The 12,347-nt window shown below is 73.3% G+C and carries 11 protein-coding genes; 8 read left to right on the top strand and 3 right to left on the bottom strand.

Translation table 11 applies throughout. The features are described from left to right. The 3 genes from ABD994_RS19160 to ABD994_RS19170 form a co-directional block, all read left to right on the top strand. A partial coding sequence (locus ABD994_RS19160; RefSeq protein WP_345418549.1) for a hypothetical protein occupies positions 1-392 on the top strand: 392 nt, incomplete at its 5' end. 506 nt (positions 393-898) lie between these two features. Continuing rightward, positions 899-1,450, top strand: coding sequence for a transcriptional regulator NrdR (nrdR, locus tag ABD994_RS19165; protein ID WP_345418552.1), 552 nt, complete (start codon positions 899-901; stop codon positions 1,448-1,450). Positions 1,451-1,532: 82 nt separating this feature from the next. Continuing rightward, positions 1,533-4,397 carry a vitamin B12-dependent ribonucleotide reductase gene (locus tag ABD994_RS19170; protein WP_345418555.1) on the top strand — a complete coding sequence of 955 codons (2,865 nt, stop codon included), beginning with the start codon at positions 1,533-1,535 and terminating at the stop codon, positions 4,395-4,397. Between the two features lie 99 nt (positions 4,398-4,496). Here ABD994_RS19170 and ABD994_RS19175 read toward each other — a convergent pair whose 3' ends face one another. The 3 genes from ABD994_RS19175 to ABD994_RS19185 all read right to left on the bottom strand — a co-directional run bounded on the left by ABD994_RS19175 (position 4,497) and on the right by ABD994_RS19185 (position 7,963). Further along, a complete protein-coding gene (locus ABD994_RS19175; protein ID WP_345418557.1) occupies positions 4,497-5,891 on the bottom strand; it encodes a phenylacetate--CoA ligase family protein in 1,395 nt (464 codons plus the stop codon). After that, the gene (locus tag ABD994_RS19180; protein WP_345418560.1) at positions 5,888-6,706 is read right to left on the bottom strand and encodes an SDR family NAD(P)-dependent oxidoreductase; all 819 of its coding nucleotides are present in this window, start codon (positions 6,704-6,706) and stop codon (positions 5,888-5,890) included. The genes ABD994_RS19175 and ABD994_RS19180 overlap by 4 nt, the downstream gene beginning before the upstream one ends. Before the next feature lie 147 nt (positions 6,707-6,853). Beyond that, on the bottom strand, positions 6,854-7,963 hold the full coding sequence (locus ABD994_RS19185) for an LLM class flavin-dependent oxidoreductase (protein ID WP_345418563.1): 1,110 nt from the start codon (positions 7,961-7,963) through the stop codon (positions 6,854-6,856). A gap of 213 nt (positions 7,964-8,176) precedes the next feature. Between ABD994_RS19185 and ABD994_RS19190 the strand changes: the two genes are divergently transcribed. Genes ABD994_RS19190 through ABD994_RS19210 form a run of 5 tightly spaced genes read left to right on the top strand, consistent with a single transcriptional unit; the run spans position 8,177 to position 12,328 of the window. Beyond that, positions 8,177-8,548 carry a Zn-ribbon domain-containing OB-fold protein gene (locus ABD994_RS19190; RefSeq protein ID WP_345418566.1) on the top strand — a complete coding sequence of 124 codons (372 nt, stop codon included), beginning with the start codon at positions 8,177-8,179 and terminating at the stop codon, positions 8,546-8,548. Then, on the top strand, positions 8,545-9,678 hold the full coding sequence (locus ABD994_RS19195) for a thiolase family protein (RefSeq protein ID WP_345418569.1): 1,134 nt from the start codon (positions 8,545-8,547) through the stop codon (positions 9,676-9,678). The genes ABD994_RS19190 and ABD994_RS19195 overlap by 4 nt, the downstream gene beginning before the upstream one ends. Next, a complete protein-coding gene (locus tag ABD994_RS19200; RefSeq protein ID WP_345418571.1) occupies positions 9,675-10,916 on the top strand; it encodes a cytochrome P450 in 1,242 nt (413 codons plus the stop codon). Before ABD994_RS19195 ends, ABD994_RS19200 begins: the two co-directional genes overlap by 4 nt. Before the next feature lie 15 nt (positions 10,917-10,931). Then, positions 10,932-11,570 (top strand): TetR/AcrR family transcriptional regulator, encoded by a 639-nt coding sequence (locus ABD994_RS19205; protein ID WP_345418573.1) that lies wholly within the window; start codon positions 10,932-10,934, stop codon positions 11,568-11,570. Then, positions 11,567-12,328, top strand: a complete 762-nt coding sequence (locus tag ABD994_RS19210; RefSeq protein ID WP_345418576.1) for an SDR family NAD(P)-dependent oxidoreductase — start codon at positions 11,567-11,569, stop codon at positions 12,326-12,328. The genes ABD994_RS19205 and ABD994_RS19210 overlap by 4 nt, the downstream gene beginning before the upstream one ends. The last annotated feature ends 19 nt before the right edge of the window (positions 12,329-12,347 follow it).

A 12,347-nucleotide genomic window follows, 5' to 3' on the forward strand; every position in this document is an offset into this window, starting at 1 on the left:
GCCCGGCCGTCCTGCCGCCGGTACGCCCGCGCGTGGCGGGCGGCGGGGTGCGCTCGCTCACGGCCGCGGCGCCCGCCGTCTCCCCGGTGGTGCTGCGCCGCCGCCGGGTCGCGGCCGTCGTGGTCCTCGGCGCGCTGCTGGGCGTCCTGCTCGGGGTGCTCGCCGGCCTCGTCGTGCCCGGTGCCGCCCCCGCGCCCGTCCCTGCGGGCACGTCGGTGGCCGTGGTCGGGGCGGGCGAGTCTCTCGACGACGTCGCGGGCCGCGTCGCCCCCGGTGCGGACGCCGGCGCCGTCGTCGCGCGCATCCGCGAGCTCAACGGCCTCACCGGCTCCGCGGTGGCCCCGGGCCGCCCGCTCGTGGTGCCGGCCCCGGCCGTCCCCGCCGCGGGCTGATCCCGCGGAGATCGTCGACCCGGTGACGATCGGCCGTCCTGCGGCACCTCGTCACCGAGTCCGTGGTCTCCGCGGAGGCGTGCCGGCGCCTCCTGTTGCCTCTCGGCGCGCCGCCCGTCCACGCCGCCACCCACTCGGGCACCGGCTGTCCCGCTCGTCCCGCCCACGTCCCGTCCGCCCGGGCCCGACGCCCGCTCGGCGCCCGGCCGCCGCGGGCACGCCTGCTGGCTTGCGCCGCGTGTCCGCGCGTCGCTACCGTCCCACCCCAACATCTAGTGGTTACACTGATGTAGTTAGTCCACAGCTTGTGCACACCGGCGAAGGACTCTCCACAGGGTCCTCCACCGGAACGGCGGTGGTGTTCCACCGGCGGAGGCGCTCGATCCACGGACCGGGCCCGGCGATCCCCAGCTCCGTCCCCAGGGGCGGTGGGGAGACCGGGTCGGTCCCCAGTGGATGGGGACAACTCCGCCGGCCGTCCACATGGGGGAGAGAGGAGGCCGGCGATGCGGTGTCCGTTCTGCCGGCACGCCGATTCCCGCGTGGTCGACTCGCGCGAGGCCGACGAGGGACAGGCGATCCGTCGTCGTCGGTCGTGCACGTCGTGCGGGAAGCGGTTCACCACGGTCGAGGAGCCCGTGCTCGCGGTGCTCAAGCGCAGCGGGGTCACCGAGCCGTTCAGCCGCGACAAGGTCGTGCGCGGGGTGGCCCGGGCCTGCCAGGGACGCCCGGTCGACCCGGACGCCCTGGCGCAGCTGGCACACCGGGTCGAGGAGACCGTCCGGGCCGGGGGCACCGCCGAGGTGCCCAGCCAGGAGGTCGGGATGGCCATCCTCGGGCCGCTGCGCGAGCTGGACGAGGTGGCCTACCTGCGCTTCGCCAGCGTCTACCGCAACTTCTCGTCGGTCGCCGACTTCGAGGCCGAGATCGCGGACCTGCGGGCGGCGGGACCGGCACCGGGATCGGGCGTGCCCACGCCGGACGGCGTTGTCGGGGGTGGGGGAGACCATGCGGGGGAGCCGGCCGGGGCACGGACCGGGGCACGGACCGGGGACTGACTGTCGGGGAATCACAGTGACGGGTCGGAGCGTGGGGAAGCGCCGCCGGACCGTCGCGAACGACGAACAAGGGATCACACCGATGACGGAGACCGTCGGCACCACCTCCGAGGAGTCGGACACCGCCGCGCCGCGGCGGGGGCTGACCATCGAGCGGGTGCACACCACCCCCGGCGTCCACCCGTACGACGGAGTCGTGTGGGAACGCCGCGACGTGGTGATGACGAACTGGCGCGACGGCTCGGTCAACTTCGAGCAGCGGGGCGTCGAGTTCCCGCAGTCGTGGTCGGTGAACGCCGTCAACATCGTCACCAGCAAGTACTTCCGCGGAGCGGTCGGCACCGACGCCCGCGAGTCGAGCCTGCGCCAGTTGATCGACCGCGTGGTGGGCACCTACACCGCGGCCGGCACGCGCCACGGCTACTTCGCGACACCCGGCGACGCCGAGGTGTTCTCCCACGAGCTGACCTGGATGCTGCTGCACCAGTACTTCAGCTTCAACTCGCCGGTGTGGTTCAACGTCGGCACCTCGTCGCCGCAGCAGGTCAGCGCCTGCTTCATCCTGTCGGTGGACGACACGATGGAGTCGATCCTCAACTGGTACCGCGAGGAGGGGCTGATCTTCAAGGGCGGCTCCGGCGCCGGCCTCAACCTCTCGCGGATCCGCTCCTCGAAGGAGCTGCTGTCCTCGGGCGGCACCGCCTCCGGGCCGGTCTCCTTCATGCGCGGCGCCGACGCCTCGGCGGGCACCATCAAGTCCGGCGGCGCCACGCGGCGCGCGGCCAAGATGGTCGTCCTCGACGTCGACCACCCCGACATCACCGAGTTCGTCGCCACCAAGCGCGACGAGGAGCGGAAGATCCGCGTCCTGCGCGACGCCGGGTTCGACATGGACCTCGGCGGCGCCGACATCACCTCGGTGCAGTACCAGAACGCCAACAACTCCGTGCGTGTCTCCGACGAGTTCATGCGCGCGGTGCAGTCGGGCGGCGAGTTCGGCCTGCGGGCGCGGATGACCAACGAGGTGATCGACACCGTCGACGCCAAGAAGCTCTTCCGCAGCATGGCCGAGGCCGCCTGGGAGTGCGCCGACCCGGGGCTGCAGTACGACGACACGATCAACGACTGGCACACCTCGCCGGAGTCGGGCCGCATCACCGCGTCCAACCCCTGCTCGGAGTACCTGCACCTGGACAACTCCAGTTGCAACCTGGCGTCGCTGAACCTCATGAAGTTCCTCGGCGACGACAACTCGTTCCGCGTCGATGACTTCGTGCGCTCGGTCGAGCTGGTCATCACCGCGATGGACATCTCGATCTGCTTCGCCGACTTCCCCACCGAGCCGATCGGCGAGACCACCCGCGCCTTCCGGCAGCTGGGCATCGGCTACGCCAACCTCGGCGCCCTGCTCATGGCCACCGGCCGCGCGTACGACTCCGAGGGCGGCCGCGCGCTCGCCGCGTCGATCACCTCGCTGATGACCGGCACGGCCTACCGGCGCTCGGCCGAGCTCGCCGGCGCGGTCGGCCCGTACGAGGGCTACGCCCGCAACGCCGACGCCCACCGCCGGGTCATGCGCAAGCACGCCGCCGCCAACGACGCGCTGCGCACGGTGCACCGCGAGGACGCCCGCGTCCGCGACGCCGCCACGGCGCAGTGGCAGGACGGCCTGGAGATCGGCGCCCGCGACGGCTGGCGCAACGCCCAGGCCAGCGTGCTCGCCCCCACCGGCACGATCGGCTTCATGATGGACTGCGACACCACGGGGGTGGAGCCGGACTTCTCGCTGGTCAAGTTCAAGAAGCTGGTCGGCGGCGGCTCGATGCAGATCGTCAACCAGACGATCCCGCGCGCGCTTGAGGTCCTCGGCTACCCGGCCGAGACCAACGAGGCGATCGTCGAGTACATCGCCGAGCACGGCCACGTCGTGGACGCCCCGGGCCTGCGCCCCGAGCACTACGAGGTGTTCGACTGCGCGATGGGCCAGCGCTCGATCGCCCCGATGGGCCACGTGCGGATGATGGCCGCGGTCCAGCCGTTCATCTCCGGCGCGATCTCCAAGACGGTCAACATGCCGGAGCAGGCCTCCGTCGAGGACGTCGAGGAGATCTACTTCGAGTCCTGGAAGATGGGGCTCAAGGCGCTCGCGATCTACCGCGACAACTGCAAGGTCGGCCAGCCCCTGTCCACGGGCAAGGCCTCCGGGTCGACGGCGGAGTCCACCACCGGCAAGGAGGTCGCCGCCACGGACCACCGCCCGGTGCGCAAGCGGCTGCCGAAGAAGCGCCCGAGCGAGACCGTGTCGTTCGCGGTGGCGGGCGCCGAGGGCTACATGACCGCCGGCTCCTACCCGGACGACGGCCTCGGCGAGATCTTCGTCAAGATGTCGAAGCAGGGCTCGACGCTGGCGGGCGTCATGGACGCCTTCTCGATGGCGATCTCCATCGCGCTGCAGTACGGCGTCCCGCTGGAGACCTACGTCTCCAAGTTCGTCAACATGCGCTTCGAGCCCGCGGGCATGACCGACGACCCGGACGTCCGCATGGCCACCAGCGTCGTCGACTACCTGTTCCGCCGCATCGCGCTCGACCACCTGCCCTACGAGAAGCGCGCCCAGCTGGGCATCTTCTCCGCGGACGAGCGGTCGGCCCAGGTCGCGGCCACCGACTACAGCGCCGCGGGCACGCCGGCCGCGCCGCCGGTGCCGGCCGCCGAGCCGGTGGACGTCGAGGCGCTGCGCACCTCGGTGGACGTCGCGCCCGAGGCCGACGGCCCCAAGGCGCAGCGCAAGGCCGACGTGTCGGTCGGCAGCTCCACCGAGCTGCTCGAGCTGCAGCAGGGCAAGGCGGCCGACGCGCCGCTGTGCCTGACCTGCGGGACGAAGATGCGCCCCGCCGGCTCCTGCTACGTCTGCGAGGGCTGCGGCTCCACCAGCGGCTGCAGCTAGCCAGCCCGACCCCCAGGCCCGCTCCCCGGCACCGCCCGGGGCGCCCGGCACCGTCCCCGACCGGTGCCGGGCGCCCCTCGCGGCGGGGGAGCGGACGGGTCAGGTCCGGGGGCGCTCGTCCACGACCCGGCGGGCCTTGAACGTCGTCTCGGGCAGCGTGCCCGGCTCGAGCAGCGCCACCGGCACGCGGATCTGCACGGTCCGCCGCAGGGCGTCCTCGACGCGGCCGACCAGCTCGGCGCGGGCCGGCGCGTCGAGCGCGGCGGACGCTCCGTGGGTGAGCTCGGCCTCCACCGTCATCTCGTCGAGGGCGCCGACCTTGCTCACCCGGATGCGGAACTCGGGACCGAGCTCCGGGACGGTGCGCAGCCCCGTCTCGACGGCGCTGGGGAAGACGTTGGCGCCGCGGATCACCAGCATGTCGTCGAGCCGGCCGAGGATGCCCTCCGGCAGGCGCGGGTAGGTGCGCCCGCACGGGCAGGGGTCCGTCGCGAGGTAGGTCTCGTCGCCGGGCGCGAAGCGGATCATCGGCTGTGACTCGCGCCAGAGGTGGGTATAGACCACCGCGCCGCGCTCCCCGACGGGCAGGGGGCGGTTGAGGTCGTCGGCGGCGACGACCTCGGTGAACACCTCGTCGGTGATGAGGTGCGTGCCCGTACCGGCCTCGCAGCCGACGCTGGTCTGGAACGGGTACATCTCCGAGGTCGAGCCGGCGTCGCTGGCGATCGCGCCCCAGCCGTCCTCGATGATCCTGCGGGTGCCGGGCAGGCTCCCGCCCGGCTCGCCACCGACGAGGATGCGGCGCACGGTGCTCGCGGCGAGGTCGATGCCCAGACGCTCGGCGACCGAGAGCAGGTGGATGCAGTAGGACGGCGTCGCGCTGAAGACGGTCGAGCCCAGCGCGGTGATCAGCTCGAGGTGCCGCTCGGAGTCGGTGACCCCGAGCGGGAACACGGTGGCCCCGAGGCGCTCGGCGCCCTGCACCACGCCCCAGCCGCCGAAGAACAGGCCGAAGGGGAATCCGACCTGCACGAGGTCGTCGGGACGGATGCCGGCGATCCACTGGGCCATGGCGTGCACGTCGGCGGCCCGCCGCCAGTCGCCGTGCGAGACGGCGTACATCGTCGGGGTCCCCGAGGTGCCCGACGAGCCGTGGATGCGCGCGATCTGCCCCGGGACGAGCTCGGGGGTGTAGCTGCCGAAGGGCGGGTGCTCGCGCTGGTCGGCGATGAGCATCTTCTTGGTGATCACCGGGACCTTCGTCGTGAAGTCCTCGAGCGAGCGCACCTGGTCGGGGTGGAAGCCGTGGGCGTCGTAGTGGCGCCGGTAGAACGGCAGCTCGGTGTAGGCGTACCGCAGCTGGTGGCGGATGCGCTCGAGGATCACCCGGTCGCGCTCGGCGGGGCTGCGGGTCTCGCGCTCGGTGTCCCAGAACCGGGGGAACCCGCGCTCGTCGAGGGTGGCGTCGGCGCGCGGGCCGACGTCGGTGGTCACGCCGTCGCGCCGGGACGGGCGACGATGCCCTGGGCCTCGGCGACGTCCCAGTAGGAGTGCAGGCCCCGGACGTGCTGGCCGCCGTCGACGGGGATGAAGTGGCCGGTGATCCGGCCGGCCGTGGGCGACATGAGGAACAGCGCGACGTCGGCGATGTCGGAGGGCTCCTGGTGGCGAGGGGGCCCGACGAGGGTGCGGTCGAGGAACTCCTGGCCGATCTGCCCGACGGTGAAGCCGGCGCCCAGCGGCGTGTTGACCGTGCCGGGCCCGATCGCGTTGACGCGGATGCCGTGGCGCCCCAGCTCCCCCGCGCACACCTTCGTGAAGTTCATGACGCCGGCCTTCGCGGCGCAGTAGTGGCCGAGGCCGTCGGTCGCGGCGATCGCGTTCAGCGAGGAGATGTTGACGACGGTGCCGCCCCGGCCGGCGGCCAGGGCACGGCGGGCGAACGCCCGCGTGCACAGGAAGGTGCCCTTGAGGCAGGTGTCGACGATGAGGTCCCAGTCGTCCTCGCTGGTGTCGACCACCAGGGACAGCGACGCCGTGCCGGCGTTGTTGACCAGGTGGTCGACCGTGCCGAACCGGCTCTCCGCCAGGTCGAAGGCGGCCTCGACGTCCGCGGCGACGGCCACGGAGCCCTCCGACCAGGCGAGCCGGTCGCCCCCGGCGAGCTCCTCGCCGGCCGACTTGATGTTGGCCGGCTCGATCTCGAGCCCGACGACGTTCGCGCCGTGCTCGAGCAGAGCGGCGGCGATCCCCTTGCCGATGCCGCTGCCGGCCCCGGTGACCAGGGCGGTCTGCCCGGACAGGTCCATGGGTCTCCTCCGTTGCGTGTGCGGTCCCGCAGGGGCACGACGCGCGGGACCGGCGCCGGGGGGAGGCGCCGGTCCCGCGCCGCGCCGGCCGTCAGCCGGCGCTGCTCGTGGTGCTCCGGCCCACCCCGCCGGTGGGGCCGGGAGCCATCAGGCGATGCCGAGCGCGACGTTCGCCATCTTCTGCCGGCGGGCCATGCGCTGGTTGGCCTGGAACTGCGGCATGACGTAGCGGGCGAAGAGCTCCAGGGAGCGGTTCCACTTGTCCGTGGTCACCCAGTCACGGCAGTTGATCAGCAGCGTGCCGAAGCCGCCGACCTCCTCCTCCAGCTCCTTGATCTTGCGGGTGCACTCCTCGGGGCTGCCGATGATCCAGGGGATGTTCTCGACCATCCAGTCGAGCGTCAGGTCCTCGTCGACCATCCCGTCGCCGATCTTCATGAGGGCGCCGAGGCCGAGGCCGAACAGGTAGTCGTAGGAGCGCTTGACGCCCTCGCGGATGTCGCGCAGCGCCTGGTCCTTGTCGTCGGTGACGTAGACCTCGCGCACGATCCGCCAGTTGTCCCGCGTCGTGAACTCGTCGATGCCCGAGCGGGCACCGGCCTCGAGCATCGCGGCGCCCATGGCCTTCAGGTCGGGGGCGAGGGTGTAGCTGCCGTTGTCGATCGGCGCGAAGTGCACCGACAGCGGCTTCCAGCCCCGCTCGCCGCACTTGGCGTAGTTGTGGGTACCGGTCAGGCCCGCGATCGCGAACGGCGGCACGTCCTGGTACGGCCCGACCTGCAGCTGGCGGTCCTCGTACTTCCAGTAGACGCCCTCGTAGCTCACCGGGTCCTCGGACGTCAGCAGCTGCCAGATGATCTCCAGCGCCTCGTTGGTCCGCGGCGCGGCCTCGGAGGGCTCCAGGCCGAACAGGGCCTTGTCGGTGGGCAGGCCGCCGCCGCCGAAGCCGTACTCGAGCCGGCCGTGGGTGAGGTGGTCGAGGAAGGCGAGCCGCTCGGCGACCATGAAGGGGTCCTGGTAGGGCAGGTTCACGACGCCCGTGCCCAGGCGGATCCGGTGGGTGAGCGCCGACGCCTTCGCGATCATGAACTCCGGCACCGGGACGTTCTCGAACCCGCCCGTGTGGTGCTCACCGATCCAGAACTCGTCGAACCCGAGCCGCTCGGCCTCGACCACCGCCGCGATGTCGCGGTCGTAGGACAGCGTCCAGTTCTCCTGCGGCGGGTGCTCCGGCATCGTGAAAAAGCCGAACTTCATGGAACGGTTCCTCCTGCTCGACTCGAGCGCGCACTCCGGTGGGCGGGGCAGCGTTGGCAAACAGACGTTTGCCATGGGCGGCGCATCCACTGTGGTCTGCCTCACCTAGGGTGTCAAGACTCGCGCGGAGCGTCGCGATGCTCGGGTGCTCGCGATCCAAACCCGGCGTCTCGACGGTTGTTAGCCGACTCGTGGTTTGCTTACATGGTCGACATGTCCTCGCCGACGGGCGGCGATCCGCGCCCGGAGCTCCACCGCACGGCCCAGGGAGAGTGGGTCGTCGCGGGCCGGCGCTGCCTCGTGTGCGCCGAGCCGGTGGCCTACGCCTGGCCGCGGTGCCCGGCCTGCGCCGGTGGGGTGGAGCCGGCGTGGTTCGGCCCGCACGGCACCGTCTGGAGCAGCACCGTGGTGCGGATCGCCGTGCCCGGACACGTCCCGCCCTACGCGCTGGCCTACGTCGACCTCAACGACGGGCCGCGGGTGCTCGCGCACACCGCCGGGGACGCGCCCGCGCCGATCGAGGCCGGGGTGCGGCTGACCGGCGTCTCCGCGGCCGGCGACCTGCAGGTGGAGGTCGTCCGGTGAGCGCGCCGGTCGCCGTCGCAGGGGTCGGCACGTCGCACTTCTGGCGGCAGCCCGACCGCGACCTGGTCGCCCTCGCGTGGGACGCGGTGGGCGAGGCGCTCGCGGACGCGGGCGTCGACGGCGTCGACGCGGTGTGGGTCGGCACCGTGTTCGCGCCGGCCGGGGTCGCGCAGCGCGTCCTGCGGGCCGTGGGCATCACCGGGGTCCCGGTGCTCACCGTGGAGAACGCCTGCGCCAGCGGCACGACGGCGTTCGTCGAGGCGCACGAGGCGGTCCGCACCGGGCGCTACGGACGGGTGCTGGCGCTCGGGCTGGAGCAGATGAGCACGGCGTTCGCCGGCGCCATCACCCCGGAGGGCACCGACCCCGAGGGGCGCGCGGGCCTGGCCATGCCGGCGATGTACGCGATGAGCGCCGCCCGTTACCTGCACACCGGCGCCGCGACCGCCGAGCAGCTGGCCGCGGTCTCGGTGAAGAACCACGCGCACGCCGTCCACAACCCGCGGGCGCAGTACTCCGGGCGCTACACCGTCGACGAGGTCCTGGCGTCCCGCATGATCGCCGACCCGCTGACCCTGTTGCAGTGCTGCCCCACCTCCGACGGCGCGGCCGCCGCGGTGCTCATCCCGGCACGCGGCACGCCCGGGGAGGTGGTCGTGCGCGGCGCCGCGCTGCGCAGCGGCGCGCCCTGGAACCACCGGTCGCCGCACGTCTGGGGGCACGACATCGTCGCCGACACCACCCGCGACGCCCTGGCCGCCGCCGGCCTCGACGCGGCCACCGACGTCGACGTGGTCGAGGTGCACGACGCGTTCACGATCGGCGAGGTGGTCACCACCGAGGCGCTCGGCCTCGTGCCGCCCGGCGACGGCGGCAAGGCGGCCGCCGGCGGCGTCACCGCCCTCGGCGGCGCGCACCCGGTGAACCCGTCGGGGGGCCTGCTCTCGCGCGGCCACCCGCTGGGTGCCACCGGCCTCGCCCAGCTCGCGGAGATCACCTGGCAGCTGCGCGGGCAGTGCGGCGCGCGGCAGGTGGACGGCGCCCGTCTCGGGCTGGTGGAGACCATGGGCGGCGGGGTGTCGGTGCTCGACGGCAACGCCTGCGTCGTCACGGTGCTGGAGGCCCGGTGACGATCGAGCACACCGACCCGGCGCACGCGGACCTGCTCGGCGCCGAGGCCGTCGCCGACCCGTACCCGCTGCTCGCTGCCCTGCGCGAGCACGACCCGGTGCACTGGAGCGCCCGGTACCGCTCGTGGTTCGTCACCCGGCACGACGACGTCCTCGCCGCGCTGCGCGACGAGCGTTTCTCCTCCGACCGCATCGCGCCCTACCGCCGCGCCAAGCTCGACGGCCCGGACGCCGACCCCGCGGTGCGGGCCGCGTTCGGGGTCCTCGAGGGCTGGATGGTCTTCAAGGACGAGCCCGACCACAAGCGGCTGCGCCGGCTGGTGAGCCGCGCGTTCACCCCGCGGTCGGTCACGGGGATGACCGCGACGGTCGAGGAGGTCGCCCACGAGCTGCTCGACGCCGTGCACGCCGCCGGGACCGGCACCGTCGACCTCATCGGCGACTACGCCTACCCCCTCACCGCCTCGGTGATCGCCGACATGCTCGGCGTGCCCCGCGCGGACCGCGAGCAGTTCAAGGACTGGTCCGACCAGATCACGGGGCTCGTCTTCGGGGGCATGGGCGACCCGTCGCGGTACGCCGTCGGGGCCCGCGGGATGACCGAGCTGACCGCGTACCTGTCCGACCTCGTGCGCGACCACGAGCGCCACCCCGCCGACGACCTGATCTCGGCGATGATCAGCGCCCGCGACGACCGGGACGCCCTGACCCACGACGAGGTCATCGCGACGGGGATCCTGCTGCTGTTCGCCGGCCACGAGACGACGACCAACCTCATCGGCAGTGGGCTGCTCGCCCTGCTGACCCACCCCGAGCAGCTCCGGCTGCTCGGCGAGCGCCCGGACCTGGTGGGCGGGGCGGTCGAGGAGGCGCTGCGCTACGACGGCCCGGCCAAGACCGTCGCCCGGGTGATGGGCGAGGACGTGGAGCTGCGCGGCCGGCACCTGCGCCGCGGCGAGCGGGTGTTCCTCAGCCCTTCGGCGGCCAACCGCGACCCCGCGGTGTTCCCCGACCCGGACACGTTCGACATCACCCGCGAGAAGGCCGGCCAGCTCGGCTTCGGGATCGGCATGCACTTCTGCCTGGGCGCCCCGCTCGCCCGGCTCGAGGCCGCGATCGCGATCCCCGCCGCCCTCGCGCGGCTGCCCGGGCTGCGGCTGACCGGCGAACCACTGCGGTGGCACCCCGTCCTGCTCTCGCGCGGCATGCAACGCTTCCCCGCGCAGTTCACCCCCTGACCTGGAGCGCCCCCCATGCCCCGTCCCAGCCGCTGGCCGGAGATCCTGCAGGCCGCCGGCCAGGAGTTCCGCGAGCACGGGTACGAGAACGCGACCCTCGAGGGCATCGCCACGCGGGTGGGGATCCTCAAGGGCAGCGTCTACAACTACGTCGACAGCAAGGAGGACCTCCTCCTCGCCGTCGTCGAGCAGCCCGCCCGGGCCCTGCTCGCCGAGCTGGACCGCCTGCTCGCCGACGCCGACAGCGGTGTCGCGGTGCGCCTGCGCGAGCTGGTGCGGATGCAGGTCCGGATCTTCAGCGAGTACTACCCGGCGGCGTTCGTCTACCTCGAGCACCTCGGGCGGCTCGAGCTGTCGCCGCGGTTCGCCGAGTTCCGGCGGATGGACGCCCGGTACATGGAGGCCGTCGAGGCCCTCGTGGCCGAGGGCGCCGCGAGCGGGGAGTTCTCGCTGGCCGCCGAGCCCCGCATCGTCGCCCGCGCCCTCGTCGGGATGGTCGACTGGATGCAGCACTGGTTCACCCCGCACGGCGAGGAGGCCGACATCCGCCTCGCCGACCAGCTGTTCGCCCTGGCGCTCGGGGGTCTGGCCGCCGGGGGCAGCATGCGCGCGATGCTCGGGGCACTCCCGGACCCGCTCGTGGTGGAGACGTGACGTCGTTCCGCCTCGACGGCCGCGTCGCCGTGGTGACCGGGGCGTCGTCCGGGCTCGGCGCACACTTCGCCGCGGTCCTCGCCCACGCGGGGGCGGACGTGGTGGTCGCCGCGCGGCGTCACGACATGCTCGAGGCGGTCGCCGGGACCGTCGAGGCCGCGGGCCGGCGGTGCCTGGCCGTGCCGACGGACGTCACCGACCCGGTGCAGTGCCGGGCCCTCGTCGACGCCGCCGTGAGCGAGCTCGGCGCCGTGCACGTCCTGGTCAACAACGCGGGGACGGGCTACGGGGGCCGCAGCGACCGCGATGACCTCACCCGGACGTCGCACCTGTTCGACGTCAACCTCCTGGGCGCCTACCAGGTGGCCGCCGCCGCGGGGCGGGCGATGATCGCCGGCGGGGGCGGGTCGATCGTCAACATCTCGTCGGCGCTGGCCCTCGCGACGACCGACGTCCCCCAGGCCGCCTACTCGGCCTCCAAGGCCGGGCTGCTGGGGATGACCCGCGACCTCGCGCGTCAGTGGGCCCGCCACGGCGTTCGGGTCAACGCCCTGGCGCCGGGCTTCTTCTCCTCCGAGATGACCGCGCCCCTGCTCGCGCACGAGCGCGGCGCCGCGAGCGTCCACGCGGCCACGCCCCTCGGCCGCGTCGGGCGCCTCGAGGAGCTCGACGGGCCCCTGCTGCTGCTCGCCTCCGACGCCGGCTCCTACATGACGGGGACCACGCTGGGCGTCGACGGCGGGATGGCGATGCACTGAGCCCGGACCGACCACAGGG

Origin of the sequence: Actinomycetospora chlora (genome assembly GCF_039542135.1) — a bacterium.
GTDB lineage: Bacteria > Actinomycetota > Actinomycetes > Mycobacteriales > Pseudonocardiaceae > Actinomycetospora > Actinomycetospora chlora.

Coding starts and splice junctions, on each gene's coding strand:
- nrdR (WP_345418552.1), top strand. CDS start 899: ATGCGGTGTCCGTTCTGCCGGCACGCCGATTCCCGCGTGGTCGACTCG.
- ABD994_RS19170 (WP_345418555.1), top strand. CDS start 1,533: ATGACGGAGACCGTCGGCACCACCTCCGAGGAGTCGGACACCGCCGCG.
- ABD994_RS19180 (WP_345418560.1), bottom strand. CDS start 6,706: ATGGACCTGTCCGGGCAGACCGCCCTGGTCACCGGGGCCGGCAGCGGC.
- ABD994_RS19185 (WP_345418563.1), bottom strand. CDS start 7,963: ATGAAGTTCGGCTTTTTCACGATGCCGGAGCACCCGCCGCAGGAGAAC.
- ABD994_RS19190 (WP_345418566.1), top strand. CDS start 8,177: ATGTCCTCGCCGACGGGCGGCGATCCGCGCCCGGAGCTCCACCGCACG.
- ABD994_RS19205 (WP_345418573.1), top strand. CDS start 10,932: ATGCCCCGTCCCAGCCGCTGGCCGGAGATCCTGCAGGCCGCCGGCCAG.